Source organism: Ramlibacter algicola (assembly GCF_016641735.1).
In the GTDB taxonomy this organism is placed as follows: Bacteria; Pseudomonadota; Gammaproteobacteria; order Burkholderiales; family Burkholderiaceae_C; genus Ramlibacter; species Ramlibacter algicola.
Genome location: NZ_JAEDAO010000001.1, coordinates 1,634,007 through 1,646,656, shown reverse-complemented (window position 1 = coordinate 1,646,656; position 12,650 = coordinate 1,634,007). Strand labels below are relative to the sequence as shown.

Annotated in this window: 16 protein-coding genes; 11 read left to right on the top strand and 5 right to left on the bottom strand. The window is 74.2% G+C overall.

The window, feature by feature from the left end; genetic code table 11:
- Window positions 1-138 precede the first annotated feature (138 nt).
- Window positions 139-768 carry a response regulator transcription factor gene (locus tag I8E28_RS08020; RefSeq protein WP_200787464.1) on the top strand — a complete coding sequence of 210 codons (630 nt, stop codon included), beginning with the start codon at window positions 139-141 and terminating at the stop codon, window positions 766-768.
- 11 nt (window positions 769-779) lie between these two features.
- Here the strand turns inward: I8E28_RS08020 and I8E28_RS08015 are convergent, their stop codons facing one another.
- Window positions 780-1,619, bottom strand: a complete 840-nt coding sequence (locus I8E28_RS08015) for a helix-turn-helix domain-containing protein (RefSeq protein ID WP_200787463.1) — start codon at window positions 1,617-1,619, stop codon at window positions 780-782.
- A gap of 140 nt (window positions 1,620-1,759) precedes the next feature.
- Window positions 1,760-2,284: a flavodoxin family protein gene (locus I8E28_RS08010; protein WP_200787462.1), complete on the bottom strand. Its 525-nt coding sequence runs from the start codon at window positions 2,282-2,284 to the stop codon at window positions 1,760-1,762.
- Between the two features lie 147 nt (window positions 2,285-2,431).
- Here I8E28_RS08010 and I8E28_RS08005 point away from each other — a divergent pair, with 147 nt between their 5' ends.
- Both I8E28_RS08005 and I8E28_RS08000 read left to right on the top strand, forming a co-directional pair.
- The gene (locus tag I8E28_RS08005; protein WP_200787461.1) at window positions 2,432-5,086 is read left to right on the top strand and encodes a bifunctional acetate--CoA ligase family protein/GNAT family N-acetyltransferase; all 2,655 of its coding nucleotides are present in this window, start codon (window positions 2,432-2,434) and stop codon (window positions 5,084-5,086) included.
- Between the two features lie 86 nt (window positions 5,087-5,172).
- Window positions 5,173-5,646 carry a universal stress protein gene (locus I8E28_RS08000; protein WP_200787460.1) on the top strand — a complete coding sequence of 158 codons (474 nt, stop codon included), beginning with the start codon at window positions 5,173-5,175 and terminating at the stop codon, window positions 5,644-5,646.
- A 9-nt stretch (window positions 5,647-5,655) separates the two neighbouring features.
- On the opposite strand, the gene I8E28_RS07995 is transcribed toward I8E28_RS08000, so the two are convergent.
- A complete protein-coding gene (locus tag I8E28_RS07995) occupies window positions 5,656-7,191 on the bottom strand; it encodes a PAS domain-containing sensor histidine kinase (RefSeq protein WP_200787459.1) in 1,536 nt (511 codons plus the stop codon).
- 128 nt (window positions 7,192-7,319) lie between these two features.
- On the bottom strand, window positions 7,320-8,684 hold the full coding sequence (locus tag I8E28_RS07990; protein WP_200787458.1) for a trypsin-like peptidase domain-containing protein: 1,365 nt from the start codon (window positions 8,682-8,684) through the stop codon (window positions 7,320-7,322).
- Between the two features lie 105 nt (window positions 8,685-8,789).
- Here I8E28_RS07990 and I8E28_RS20930 point away from each other — a divergent pair, with 105 nt between their 5' ends.
- The 8 genes from I8E28_RS20930 (at window position 8,790) to I8E28_RS07955 (ending at window position 11,568) form a co-directional block, all read left to right on the top strand.
- Window positions 8,790-8,981, top strand: coding sequence for a universal stress protein (locus tag I8E28_RS20930; RefSeq protein WP_338050742.1), 192 nt, complete (start codon window positions 8,790-8,792; stop codon window positions 8,979-8,981).
- Window positions 8,978-9,127 carry a universal stress protein gene (locus tag I8E28_RS20925; protein WP_338050741.1) on the top strand — a complete coding sequence of 50 codons (150 nt, stop codon included), beginning with the start codon at window positions 8,978-8,980 and terminating at the stop codon, window positions 9,125-9,127. Before I8E28_RS20930 ends, I8E28_RS20925 begins: the two co-directional genes overlap by 4 nt.
- 6 nt (window positions 9,128-9,133) lie before the next feature.
- A complete protein-coding gene (locus I8E28_RS07980; protein WP_338050740.1) occupies window positions 9,134-9,382 on the top strand; it encodes a YgaP family membrane protein in 249 nt (82 codons plus the stop codon).
- Window position 9,383: 1 nt separating this feature from the next.
- A complete protein-coding gene (locus I8E28_RS07975; protein WP_200787457.1) occupies window positions 9,384-9,839 on the top strand; it encodes a universal stress protein in 456 nt (151 codons plus the stop codon).
- Window positions 9,840-9,872: 33 nt separating this feature from the next.
- Window positions 9,873-10,301, top strand: coding sequence for a universal stress protein (locus tag I8E28_RS07970; RefSeq protein ID WP_200787456.1), 429 nt, complete (start codon window positions 9,873-9,875; stop codon window positions 10,299-10,301).
- 173 nt (window positions 10,302-10,474) lie between these two features.
- Complete coding sequence (locus I8E28_RS07965) at window positions 10,475-10,639, top strand: DUF1328 domain-containing protein (protein ID WP_200787455.1); 165 nt, start codon at window positions 10,475-10,477, stop codon at window positions 10,637-10,639.
- Between the two features lie 49 nt (window positions 10,640-10,688).
- Window positions 10,689-11,339 carry a trimeric intracellular cation channel family protein gene (locus tag I8E28_RS07960; RefSeq protein WP_200787454.1) on the top strand — a complete coding sequence of 217 codons (651 nt, stop codon included), beginning with the start codon at window positions 10,689-10,691 and terminating at the stop codon, window positions 11,337-11,339.
- 34 nt (window positions 11,340-11,373) lie between these two features.
- Window positions 11,374-11,568 (top strand): RcnB family protein, encoded by a 195-nt coding sequence (locus I8E28_RS07955; protein ID WP_338050739.1) that lies wholly within the window; start codon window positions 11,374-11,376, stop codon window positions 11,566-11,568.
- Here I8E28_RS07955 and I8E28_RS07950 read toward each other — a convergent pair.
- Complete coding sequence (locus I8E28_RS07950) at window positions 11,543-12,514, bottom strand: LysR family transcriptional regulator (protein ID WP_200787452.1); 972 nt, start codon at window positions 12,512-12,514, stop codon at window positions 11,543-11,545. The genes I8E28_RS07955 and I8E28_RS07950 overlap by 26 nt on opposite strands.
- Window positions 12,515-12,650: the final 136 nt, after the last annotated feature.

The following is a 12,650-nucleotide window of genomic DNA, read 5'->3' as shown; positions in this document are numbered from 1 at the left end:
TGGACGCACCACGGCCCCTGACGGGTAACCGGGAGAAACGCCGCTGGACGTCCGGCGGGCCGGCAGCCATGTTGGAACTGCGGAGCCAGGTGCGCACGACGACGGCGTTGGCGCGCCGCCCGGCACCTGGGGAGTTCCATGGCCACCGTGCTGTTGATCGACGACCACGACATCGTCCGCTTCGGGATCGACACGCTGATGCGTGCCGCCGGACTGCACGTGGTCGCGTCCGCGCAGTCGCTCGCCGCCGGGTTGGCGGCCATGGCGGAACTGCGCCCGGACCTGGTGGTGACCGACATGGGCATCGGCGACTCGCACGGACTGGACACGGTGCGCCGCGTGCTGGCGGCGCAGTCGCCGCGGCCGGTGCTCGTCGTCTCGATGCAGGACGAATTGCTTTACGCCGAGCCGGTGCTTGCCCTGGGCGCCGCCGGCTACGTCATGAAGGAAACGGCGCACGCCAACGTGGTGCCGGCGGCACGCGCGGCGCTTGCCGGCTCGAAGTGGGCCAGCGCCGCCGTCGTCGCCCACCTCGCGGCCAGGGCGGCGCGGCGCCGGGACGCCCTGCCTTCGGCGACGCAGGACCACCTGACCACGCGCGAGCTCCAGATCCTCGAGCAGCTCAAGTCGGGCAAGACCACCAAGGAGATCGCCACCGCGCTGCACCTGAGCGTGCGCACGGTCGATTCGCACCGCGCGAACATCAAGCAGAAGCTGGAACTGCGCACCGGTGCCGAGCTGATCGCGTTCGCTTCGTCACGCCTCTAGCTGCGGGCGCCTCACGCGGCCAGCGCCTGCGGCTGGCCGGCCGGACAGTGCTCGCGCACGAGGGCCGACCCCACGGGGCGCGACAGGCATTCGAGCGCATCGGCCGCCAGGATGTGGATGCTGCGCTTGGACACCGTGATCCAGCCGCGCGCCGCGAACGTGGACAAGGCGCGGCTGACGCTTTCCATCGTCAGCCCCAGGTAGCTGCCGATCTCCGCGCGCGACATGCGCAGCTCGAACTGCGTGCCGGAGAAGCCGCGCTCGCGCATCCGGCCCGCCAGCGCCAGCAGGAACGCCGCCACCCGCGGGTCGGCCTGCCGCAGCGAGGCGACGGCCTTGGCCGCCTGCTCGCGCACCAGTTCCGCCGCCGCCGCCTGCACCAGCCTCGCGGCGGGCGCCGGCCCCGTCGCCGTGGGCGGCAGGCGCATCAGCTCGGCATGCGGGATGGCGCAGACCTCGGAGTCCTCCAGCGCCACTGCGAAGGTCGCGTGCCGGCCGGTCGCCAGCCCTTCGAAGCCCACGAGCTCGCCTGCGAAGCAGAAGGCGGTGACCTGCTCGTAGCCGTCCTCCAGCGTGAACGCGGTCTTGAGCGTGCCCACGCGCACCGCGTAGACGTAGGCGCAGGCCTGCCCTTCGCGAAACAGCAGTTCGCCCTTGCGCAGCCGCCGCCGGCCGACCAGCAGGTGGCCCGCTTCCGAGGCGCCATCGGCCAGCACCGCGACGCAGTTGTCGCGCAGGTGGCAGGCCGCGCAGGATGCCTGCGCATCGGTGCCGCGCGCGGTCCGCACGTGCAGCGCGGACGGTGCGTCCACCAGCACCAGGCGGTCTTGGGTGGGAACGGGGTGGTCCATGGGAAGTCCGTCGGCGCACGCGCGCCGTGGACCCACTGTCGCCATCCCGCCGCCGCCTGCCTTCGGTAGGACTACCGACCGCAGGCCGGTAGTCGCACCCGTGGCACGCGAGCGACTCAGCGGTGCCGCCGAGCCGGCGTTCAGGCCGTGCCGGGCGAGTACTCCATCGGGCGCACCGGCGCCGCGGCGGGCTTGCCCGCGAGCACGTCGCCGAACGCCTGCAGCGCGTCCGCACAGCTGCCGTCCTCGACCGAACGGGCGCGGAACACGGCCGTGAGCAGAGGGGCCTGCCGCAGCAGGCGCTCGATCTCCGCCCCCGCGTTGTCGGCGCCGCTCGCGTTCATCGTGGTGGCCACCGCATAGCGCCGCAGCCGCAGCGAATGGTGCGTGACGAAGCTGCGCATCGGCCCGGCCAGCTGGTAGAGCCACACCGGCGCCACGAGCACGACCTGGTCGAATCCGCCGGGTTCCGGGCCTTCGTAGCGGATGGGCGGCTCGCGCCCGAGCAGGCTGTCCAGCAGGCAGCGCCAGGTGCCGACGGCGCCCGAGCGGGGGCGCTCCTCGACGACTTCGCCGACCGGCCAGCCCTGCTGGGCGGCGAGCAGTTGCGCGACACGGCGGCTGGTGCCCGTGTAGGAGTAGAAGACGATGAGGGTCGATGGCATGGCAAAGCCTCCAGGGTGGCCGCTGCACCTTAGGACCGCCCGGCCGCGCCCGCCTTGATCGCCCTCAAGGACAGGGCGGTGCTGCCCGGCGGTCCATCGCTTGCGCTGGATCAAGCGGCAGCCGGTCCCCCGCGCGACACTGCCGCCATGAGCGTCCGCAACCTCGAAGCCCTGTTCGCCCCGCGCTCCGTCGCGGTCATCGGCGCGTCCACGCAGCCGGGCAAGCTGGGCGCGCTCGTGCTGCGCAACCTGCGCGCCGGCGGCTTCGAAGGCCCGGTCAGCGCGGTGGGGCTGCGCGCCGGCGAGATCGACGGCCTGCCCATCGTGGCGGGCGTGGACGCGCTCGCGCATGCGCCGGACCTCGCGATCATCTGCACGCCCGCACCCACGGTGCCCTCGCTCATCGCGCAGCTCGGGCGCCGCGGCACGCGCGCGGCAGTGGTGCTGACGGCGGGACTGAAGCAGCGCGGCGAGGATGGCCGCACCTACGAGCAGGCGATGCTCGAGGCGGCGCGGCCCTGGCTGCTGCGCGTGCTCGGCCCCAACTGCATCGGCGAGCTGGTGCCGGCGCTGCACCTGAACGCCAGCTTCGCGCCGGGCGATGCCCGGCCCGGCCCGCTCGGGTTCGTCACCCAGTCCGGTGCGCTGGCGGCGGCGATGCTCGACTGGGCGGCGGCCCGCGCGATCGGCTTCACTCACTTCGTGTCGCTGGGCGACAGTGCGGACGTCGACTTCGGCGACATGCTGGACTACCTGGGCAGCGAGGCCCGCACGCAGGCCATCCTGCTGTACATCGAGTCCGTGCGGCAGGCGCGCAAGTTCATGTCCGCCGCGCGGGCCGCGGCGCGCAACAAGCCGGTCGTGGTCGTCAAGGCTGGCCGCGCACCGGCCGGCGCCCGCGCGGCGGCGTCGCACACGGGCGCGCTGGCGGGCGCGGACGACGTGATCGACGCCGCGATCCGGCGCGCCGGCATGCTGCGCGTGGACACGCTGGAATCGCTGTTCGACGCCGCCGAGCTCCTCGGCCGCCGCCATCCGTGGCAGGGCGAACGCCTGGCGATCCTCACCAATGGCGGCGGTGCCGGCGTCCTCGCGGCCGACGCCCTCGCCCTGGGCGGCGGCACGCCGGCGGAGCTGTCGGCCGCCACGCTGCAGGCGCTCGACGCGGTGCTGCCCGCCGGCTGGCCCCGCGCCAACCCCATCGACATCGTCGGCGATGCGCCGGTGGAGCGGTACACGCACGCGCTGCGCATCCTGCTGGCCGCGCCCGAGGTCGACGGCGTGCTGTTCATGCACGCACCCACGGCCATCGTCCCAGCCGCGGACATCGCCTCGGCCTGCGTGCCGCTGCTGCGCGGCGCCTCCAAGCCGGTGCTCGCCGCGTGGCTCGGCGGCGTGCGCGTCGAACCCGCGCGGCAGGCGTTCGCCGCCGCCGGCGTGCCCTGCTTCCTCACGCCGGAGCAGGCGGTGCAGGCCTGGCTCCGGCTGGCGCAGTACCACGCGAACCAGCAGGCCTTGCTGCAACTCCCGGCGAACGAGCCCGACCTGCGCATCCCCGACGCGGCAGCCGCCGCCGCGCTCGTCGCGCACGCGGTGCGGCAGGGCCGCGAGTGGCTCGACACGGGCGAGACCGCCGCCCTGCTGGCGGCCTACGGCGTGCCGTTCGTTCCCACGAAGGTCGTGCAAGGCGTGGAGCAGGCGGTGGACGCCGCGGCGGCGCTGGGCGGCCCCGTGGCCCTCAAGGTCGTCTCGCCGCAGGTGCTGCACAAGACCGACGCGGGCGGGGTCGCGCTCGACCTCGCGGGCAGCGACGCGGTGCGCACGGCCGCGCACGCGATGGTCGCGACGGTGAAGCAACGCGTGCCGGATGCGCAGGTGACCGGCTTCGTGGTGCAGCCGATGGTGCGGCCGCGCCGCGCGCGCGAACTGATCGTCGGCCTCGCGACCGACCCCGTGTTCGGTCCCGTGGTGCTGTTCGGCGCCGGCGGCATCGCCGCCGAGATCGAGCGCGACCGCGCGGTCGACCTGCCGCCGTTGAACGGGGCGCTGGCCCGCGCGATGGTCGCCCGCACGCGGGTCGGCGCGCTGCTGCGTCCGCACCGCGGCCAACCGGGCGTCGACGAGGCGGCCCTGGCCGACGTGCTGCTGCGCGTGTCGCAGCTCGCGTGCGACCTGCCCGAGGTCGTCGAGCTGGACCTCAATCCGCTGCTGGCGGGTCCCGAGGGCGTGATCGCCCTCGATGCCCGCGTGCGGGTGCGCGCGTGGTCCGGCGCGCGCGACGGCCACCTCGCCCTGCGGCCCTACCCGCGCGACCTGGAAGCGCGGTTCACCCTGGGAGACCGGACGCTCGGCCTGCGCCCGGTGCGGCCGGACGACGGCGAACGGCTCACGGCGTTCTACGGCGAGATGTCGCCCGAGGACCTGCGCCTGCGCTTTTTCTTCAGCCAGCGCGAGGTGCCGAGCTCGCAGCTGGCGCGCTTCTGCCAGGTCGACTACGACCGCGAGATGGCGTTCCTGGCCCTGGACGGCGGGACGGTCGCCGGCGAGGTGCGCGCCATCTGCGACCCGGACAACCGTGTCGCCGAATTCGCGATCCTGGTCGCGCCCGGGTGGCGCCGGCGCGGCCTCGGCCGCTCGCTGCTCGAGCGCATGGCGGCCTACCTGGCCGCCCGCGGCACGGCCGAGATGGTCGGCGACTGCCTCATGGACAACGCGGCGATGGCGGCGCTCGCGCGCGCCACCGGATTCCGGGTCGCCGACATGCCGGGCGGCCTGCACAAGCTGACGCGCCCGCTCGCCTGACGGCCGCTCGCCGCGGCGCGCACTTGCGCGGGCGCAAGGCGGTGCGGGCACGGGCCGTCCACAGTGAGGCTTTTGCAGGAGGACCGATGGCAGCCTTCCAACGCATCCTGGTCCCGGTCGACGGCTCCGAGAGCGCACACCGTGCGTTCACGACGGCCGTCGAGCTCGCGCGGCGTGGCGGCGCGCGGCTGCGCCTGGTGCACGTGCTGGACGAACTGCTGTCCGCGAGCGGGTGGCGCTTCGCCACCGAGGTGATGGAGTCGAACCGCCAGCAGGCGCGCGCGGTACTGGAGCGCTGGGCCGGCACTTGCGCGCGCATCGGCATCGCCTGCGACACGCAGGTGCTCGAGCCGTCCGGCCACCGGCTCGGCGAGGCCGTCGCCGAGGAAGCGGGCCGGTGGCACGCGGACCTGGTGGTCGTCGGCAGCCATGGCCGGCGCGGGGTCGGACGCGCGCTGCTGGGCAGCGGCGCCGAGCAGATCGCGCGGCTGGCGCCGGTGCCGGTGCTGGTCGTGCGCCATCCCGTCGCGCACGCGCCGGACCGGCACCAGGGCACCTGAGCGGGCAGCTCAGGTCGGCGGCGCCGGCTCCCGCGGCGGCGCGGGAAAGTCGGCGACGATGCGCGTGCCGCTGCCGCGCACGGAGTCGATCGATAGCGACCCGCCCGCAAGTCGGGCCCGCTCGCGCAGGGACACCAGCCCGAAGTGCCGGCCCCGTTCCTGGACCGAAGCCTGGCCCGGCGGATCGAACCCGGCGCCATCGTCGGAAATCTCCAGCCGCAGGCGCTCGCCGCGCAGCCGCAGCGACAGCGACACGTGCTTCGCACCGGCGTGCCGCGCCGCGTTGGTCAGTGCTTCCTGCGCGATGCGGAAGCACGTGGTCTCCAGGTCCGGCGCGAAGCGCTGGCCGCGCAGGTCGCTGGCGAACGTGGTCTCCCAGCCGGCCGGGCGCGCCTGCTGGTCGAGCATCCATTCCAGCGCCGGCTCCAGGCCCAGGTCGTCGAGCACGGCCGGCCGCAGGTTCAGCGCGAGCCGCCGCGTGTGCTCGATCGCGCGGTCGACGAGCTGCACGCAGTCGGCCACCGGCCGCGTGCCGCCGTGCTGTGCCAGCCCGTCCACCTGCAGGCGCAGCCCGGTCAGCAGCTGGCCTAGATCGTCGTGCAGTTCGCGCGCGATCCGCCCGCGCTCGTCCTCCTGCGCGCGGACCAGCCGGGCCGACAGGGCCTGCAGCCGGTCCCGGGCCCCGGCGAGTTCCGCATTGGCGCGCCGCAGGTCGCCGGTGCGCGCGAGGACCTCGGCCTCCAGGGTGCGGTTGAGGTGCTGCAGTTGCTCCTCCGCGCGGGTGCGCTCGCGCACTTCGGCCCGCAGCGCTTCCTCCGCGCGCCGGCGCTCGCTGAGATCGCGCGTGACCTTGCAGAACCCCTGCAGCCGGCCGTCGGCATCGCGCAGGGGCGTGACCACCACGCTGGCCCAGAAGCGCGAGCCGTCGTGCCGCACGCGCCATCCCTCGCCGATGAACTCGCCCTGCCGCGCCGCCGTGGCCAGCACCTGCGCGGGCACGCCGGCAGCGCGGTCGCCGGCGCCGTAGAAGACCTCGAAGTGGTGCCCGAGGATCCCGGCGGCGCTGTAGCCGTTGATGCGTTCCGCGCCCGTGTTCCAGGTGCGCACGCAGCCCGCCTCGTCCAGCAGCACGATCGCGTACTCGCGCACGCTCAGCGACATCAGCTCGTCGAGCTTGCGCTGCGTGACGTCGTCGAACAGCAGGCCCACCTGGTCGCCGCCGGGCGCACCGCAGGGGAACGCGAGCACGTCGAACCAGCGGTACTCGCGGCGCGAGCGCTGTTCGGTCCGCCAGGGACGGCCCGTGCGGACCACCATCGCCAGAGTGGCGAGCCAGCTGGCCGCGTCGCCCACCGTGACGTGCCCCAGCCGCCGCGCCGCTGGTTCCACCTGGCGCGCCAGCTGCCCGAACGCGCGGTTGGAGGCGACGACTTGCGCATCCAGCAAGCCGCCGTGCCCATCCGGCGTGACGCGCAGCAGGCAGAAGCCCTCGGCCATGTGCTCGCGCACCAGCCGGTCCACCGCAGTGCCATCGAGCTGGGCCATGCGCGCCTCCGGCGCCGCTCCCGGCGGCGCCACTCCACTGTAGGCAGCGCGCGGCCGTTGGCAATGGGAGGGGCGAAGGACGAACGTCAAGTGACGCGCAGCCCAGGCGTCCGCGCCGGCCGTCGCGCTCAGGGGAGCGGCCGCAGCGGGACCGCGACGTACAGCCGCACCCCCTCGCGTTCGAGCAACAACGCCACTTCGGCGGCACGGCGGGTGCGCGCGTCGCGCACCGCCGCCTCGAACGCAGCCACGTCCCGCACCCGCGCGGCGTTGACCTTCAGGATGCGGTCCCCCTCCTCCACGCCCGCGAGCAGGCCGTCGCCCGAGACGCCCGCGACGCGCACGCCGGGCGCCTGCCCGGTCGCGACTTCGGCCACGGGCGGCGCGAGCAGCAGCCCGAGCCGCTGCGGCGCCCACGCGGGACCGAGGGGGGCTGCTTCCGCCGGTGCGGCAGCGCCGCTGCGCGCCACCTGCACCGTGCGCTGCTGCCCGAAGCGCCACACGTCCAGTCGCAGGGCGCCTTGCGCGGGCTCGGCCAGCGCGTGCAGCAAGGTGTCGGCATCGTCCAGTGGCACGTCGTCGATGGCCTGCACCACGTCGCCCGAGCGCAGGCCCGAGCGCGCGGCGGCGGACCCGGCCTCCAGGTCGATGACGAGCGCCCCCCCCGCGCGGGACACGCCGAGGGCGCGCTGCAACGCCGGGGTGAGGGTCTGCGCGTGCGCGCCCGCGCTGCGCATCCCGCCGCCCTGCAGGATCGAGGCGGCGACGCGGGCCACGCGGTCCGCCGGGACGCTGAACGACATGCCCATGTAGGTGCCGTGGGGCGAGAAGATCAGGCTGTTCATGCCCACGACGCGGCCGCACAGGTCGAACAGCGGGCCGCCGGAATTGCCCGGGTTCAGCGCGGCGTCCGTCTGGATCAGCGGCACGCCGTCGCCGCCCGCCAGTTCGCGCGGGTAGGCGCTGACGACGCCGGCGGTGACGCTGCGCTCGAAGCCGAACGGGCTGCCCAGCGCGCCCACCCACTGCCCTGCCTGCGCTGCGGCCGGCGACCAGCGCACCGGCGCGAAGCGCTCACCGTCGATGCGCAGCACGGCGACGTCCAGGCGCTCGTCGGCGCCGAGCACTTGCGCCGCGAGTTCGCGCGCGTTCGGCCCGTTGACCCACGTCTCGGCCGCGTCCGCGATCGCGTGCGCGCTCGTCACGATCACCTTCCCGTCGTCGATCGCGAAGCCGGAGGCGACCGCGGCCTCGGCGACCCAGGTCGGCGCCTCTTCCTTGGCCAGGCCCTTCAGGCGGCGCCAACGGATCGACACGATCCGCACGACCGACGGCGCGACGTCGCGGGCCGCGGCGCCCAGCCGCTCGGGCGCCCCGGCCGGATCGCAATCGGCTTCGCCGGAGGCGGTTGCGGCACCGGCCAGCCCGCACGCGAGCACCGCGGCGAGCATCGCGCGGCAAGCCGGCGGCAGGAAAACGTCGTGGACAGCCATGGCAGCGGCGCCACTGTGCGGCGCCAGGCCCCGCGCAGGCTTGATTGCACGCAAGCCGCGTTGCACATGCCGCGCGCAGCATGGACACCCATCAAGGAGGTCGCCATGGCCACGTTCGCGCGCATCCTGGTCCCCGTCGACGCCAGCGAGCCCGCGCGCCGCGCGCTCGCGCTGGCCCTCCAGCTGGCCAGGGAGTCCGGCGGCCACGTGCGGGTGCTGCACGTGGCCGACGAGCTCGAGGACCTGCGTGGCTGCGCCTGCGCGAGGAGCCGGGCCGGCACCTGGCCGACAGCGTGAACGCCGAGGTGCGCTCGTGGAAGGCGGACCTCGTCGTGGTCGGCACGCATGGCCGCCGCGGGGTGGCGCGCCTGCTGCTGGGCAGCGGCGCCGAACAGATCCTGCGCGCCAGCGACGTGCCCGTGCTGCTGACGCGGACACGGTGAGGCCACTTGCGCGCGATCAAGGCGGGCACGCGCGCAACGACCAACACTGCCTGCCTGGAGGTCACCGCCATGGGCACGAATGTCGGCATCGTCGATCGCACCGTCCGCGTCGTCGCGGGCCTGCTGCTGCTGTGGCTGATGATGGACGGCCGCATCGGGCCCTGGGGCTGGCTGGGGCTGATCCCCCTCATCACCGGCGTGGCGGGCGTGTGCCCGCTGTACGGCGCGCTGGGCATCAGCACGAAGGCGCCCTGACATGTTCGGGCGCATCCTGGTCCCCTACGACGGCAGCGCGCCGTGCGTGAAGGCACTGGTGCACGCGACGCAGCTCGCCCGCGAGCAGCAGGCGTGGGTGCGCCTGGTGCACGTCATCGACGGGCTGGAGGCGGCCAGCGGCCTGCACTACTCGCACGAGGCGCTGGACGAGGCCCGCCGCCACGGGGAGCGCGTGCTCGCCGACGGGGCCGCGATCTGCCGCGCCGCCGGCATCCCGCACGATTCGCAGCTGCTGGACCGGCAGGGCCGTCGCCTCGGCGAGGCCGTCGCCGACGAGGCTAGCGCGTGGAAAGCGCAGCTGGTGGTGATCGGCTCGCACGGGCGCCGCGGGCTGCAGCGCCTGCAACTGGGCAGTGGCGCGGAACAGGTGCTGCGGCTGTCCCCCGTTCCCGTGCTGCTGGTGCGGGACCCGGGGCTGCAACCGTCGGCATCGTGAGTCCTGCATCGACAGCATCCCTGGAGGCCCACCGTGTACAAGCGAATCCTCGTGCCCACCGACGGCAGCGAGCCGTCCCGCCGGGCGCTCACGACCGCCATCGCCCTCGCGCGGCAGGACAGCGCGCGCGTGCGCCTGCTGAACGTCTTCGACCCGATGGTGTGCCTGACCGGCTACGAGGTCAGCGCGAGCGTCATCGAAGACGCGCGGCGTTCCGCCGAGCGCTTGCTGCAGGACGAGCGGCGGGCCGTCGACGAGGCCGGCGTGCCGTGCGAGGTGCAGTGCTGCGACGCGATCGGCACGCGCCTCGGCCAGGCGGTGGCCGACGACGCGACCAAGTGGGACGCCGACCTCGTCGTGATCGGCAGCCACGGCCGGCACGGCCTGGGCCGCCTGCTCCTGGGGAGCGGCGCCGAGGAGATCCTGCGGCTCGCGCCGGTGCCGACGCTGCTCGTGCGCTGACCCGCTTCCGGCCGGGGCGCGGCTGACGCGCGGGAGACGCGGGTCCTACACACCGCGTGGAGCCGGCACGGACAGCCGGGCACGCCCGCGGCTGGCCATGGCTGCGGCGCGACCTGCCTAAGCTTTCCTCCAAGCGCGCACCCATCGATGCGCCGATTGAAAGGGAGAAAGCCATGCTGCATTACGCCGTCGTGTTCCTGGTGATCGCACTGATCGCCGCCGTCTTCGGGTTCGGCGGGATCGCCGCGAGCGCCGTCGGGATCGCCAAGATCCTGTTCGTCGTGTTCCTGGTCCTGGCCGTCGTCTCGTTCCTGTTCGGCCGCAACCGCCGGCTCTGACCGGGCAGGCCCGCCGGCCGGTAGCGCGGCGGCACGCGACAATCCGTCGATGAACGACGGATCGTTGCTGTCGCTGCTGCTGCTGGCCGTCGAGGCCGGCGCCACCCTCGCCTTCGCGCTCTCGGGCCTGCTCGAAGCGGCGCGCAAGCGGCTCGACGCGGTCGGCGTGTGCGTCGTCGCGGGGCTCTCCGCGTTCGGCGGCGGCACCTTGCGCGACGTGCTGCTGGACCGCCGCCCCTTCGTCTGGGTCGCGCACACCTGGTGGCTGTGGGCGCTGCTGGCGCTGTGCATCGGCGCGATGGCGTTCCTGCGGGCGCGCCACTTCGCGCCGACCGAGCGCGCGATGCAATGGCCCGACGCGCTGGGGCTGGGCCTCTTCAGCGCCAGCGGCACGCAGCTGGCGCTCGCGCAGGACCTGCCGGGGATCGTCGCGGTCTTCATGGGCATGGTGACGGCCACCTTCGGCGGCGTGTTGCGCGACATCGTCTGCAACGAGATCCCGCGCGCCCTGAGCGACCACCGCCCCTATGCGCTCTGCGCCTTCGCCGGTGGCTGGGTGCTGGTGCTGGCGGACCACTTCGCACTGTCGCCGGCCGCCGGGCTGCTGCTCGGCGCCGCGGTCGCGTCGGGGCTGCGCATCGCGGCGCTGCTGACCGACTTCACCTTGCCGAAGTGGTCGTCGGGCAGCGAAGGCCCCTGACCTCCGCCGTGATCGACGAGCTTGCAACTTGCACGTGCCGCACGGCCCAGAATTCCGCCGCGGTGCCCGGCTGCCGCACGAACTGCGCGCCCGCCCCTATGTCGTGGGCAACTGGCGTGCGTACCACCTCGCCCCGCCGCGGCGCGGCTACGAGTGGGTGCAGGTCGGCCCGGACTTCGTGCTGACCGCCATCGGCAGCGGCGTCATCGCGACCGTCGTGCTGCGCTGACGCCCGAAGCCGGCGTGGCGACGCCGCGCCGGAACAACTTCTGCACGAGGGCGCGGATCCACACCTGCGCGGGATCCTGCGCCGTCGCCGTGTGCCACACCAGGCGCACGTCGTAGCGCGCGGCGGCGGCCTGCGGCAGTGTCCAGGTGCGCAGGCCCTGGCGCCGCTGCAGGTCGCGCGCATACATCGCGGGCACGATCGTCAGCAGGTCGCTGCCCAGCGCCAGGTCCGCCAGCGCCCCGAAGTGCCGCGCACGCACGGCGACGCGGTTGGTGATCTGAAGCCGCTGCAGCATCTGCTCCACGCTCGCATGGAAGGTGGCTGCGGGCGCGGCCACCGCGAGATGCGCATCGGCCAGCTGCTCCTGCGTCAACCGCGTGCGCGTGCGGCCGCCCTTGCGCGGTGCCCACCCCGGTGACGACACGGCCACGTACTCCTCGCTGAACAGCAGATCGGCGTGGATGCCGCGCTGGCGCGGATGCAGGATGCCGATCGCGAAGTCGATCTCGCGTGCCTCCAGCACCTGCGGCAGGTCCTCGGCCGCCACCGACAGGTTCACCAGCTGCGTGCTGGGCGCCTGCTCGCGCAAGGCGGCGACCAAGGGCGGCAGGAACATCATCTCGCCCAGGTCGGACAGCGACAGCCGCCAGCGGATGTCGCTCTCGGCGGGCAGGAACGCCTGCGGTCCGGCCACCAGCGACTCCAGCTCGCGCAACATCGCCTCCACCTGCGGCGCGACGGCTTCGCACGCGCGCGTGGCCACCAGCCCTTTCGGCGAGCGCACGAACAGGTCGTCCTCGAAGAAGCCGCGCAGGCGCGCCAGGGCGTTGCTGGTCGCGGGCTGCGACAGCGACAGCGCGCGTGCCGCCGCCGTCACCGAGCGCGTGCGGTGGATCGCCGCCAGTACGCGCAGCAGGTTCAGGTCCAGGTGGCGGAAGTTCTTCATGCGCGCCGGCGAGGCATTCCGGATCCATATCAGGGTTGCCCCTGATTATCCATGCCGTGAATGGCCCGCATTCGCAGATTCCATTGGCGCGCGGGGCGGCTCGTCCCTAGAGTCGTGCGCAGAGGCCGGCCGCTCC

Bases quoted from the DNA above. Each gene is read 5' to 3' on its own strand.
- I8E28_RS08020 (WP_200787464.1), top strand. From the start codon at position 139: ATGGCCACCGTGCTGTTGATCGACGACCACGACATCGTCCGCTTCGGG.
- I8E28_RS08015 (WP_200787463.1), bottom strand. From the start codon at position 1,619: ATGGACCACCCCGTTCCCACCCAAGACCGCCTGGTGCTGGTGGACGCA.
- I8E28_RS08010 (WP_200787462.1), bottom strand. From the start codon at position 2,284: ATGCCATCGACCCTCATCGTCTTCTACTCCTACACGGGCACCAGCCGC.
- I8E28_RS08005 (WP_200787461.1), top strand. From the start codon at position 2,432: ATGAGCGTCCGCAACCTCGAAGCCCTGTTCGCCCCGCGCTCCGTCGCG.
- I8E28_RS08000 (WP_200787460.1), top strand. From the start codon at position 5,173: ATGGCAGCCTTCCAACGCATCCTGGTCCCGGTCGACGGCTCCGAGAGC.
- I8E28_RS07995 (WP_200787459.1), bottom strand. From the start codon at position 7,191: ATGGCCCAGCTCGATGGCACTGCGGTGGACCGGCTGGTGCGCGAGCAC.
- I8E28_RS07990 (WP_200787458.1), bottom strand. From the start codon at position 8,684: ATGGCTGTCCACGACGTTTTCCTGCCGCCGGCTTGCCGCGCGATGCTC.
- I8E28_RS20930 (WP_338050742.1), top strand. From the start codon at position 8,790: ATGGCCACGTTCGCGCGCATCCTGGTCCCCGTCGACGCCAGCGAGCCC.
- I8E28_RS07975 (WP_200787457.1), top strand. From the start codon at position 9,384: ATGTTCGGGCGCATCCTGGTCCCCTACGACGGCAGCGCGCCGTGCGTG.
- I8E28_RS07965 (WP_200787455.1), top strand. From the start codon at position 10,475: ATGCTGCATTACGCCGTCGTGTTCCTGGTGATCGCACTGATCGCCGCC.
- I8E28_RS07960 (WP_200787454.1), top strand. From the start codon at position 10,689: ATGAACGACGGATCGTTGCTGTCGCTGCTGCTGCTGGCCGTCGAGGCC.
- I8E28_RS07950 (WP_200787452.1), bottom strand. From the start codon at position 12,514: ATGAAGAACTTCCGCCACCTGGACCTGAACCTGCTGCGCGTACTGGCG.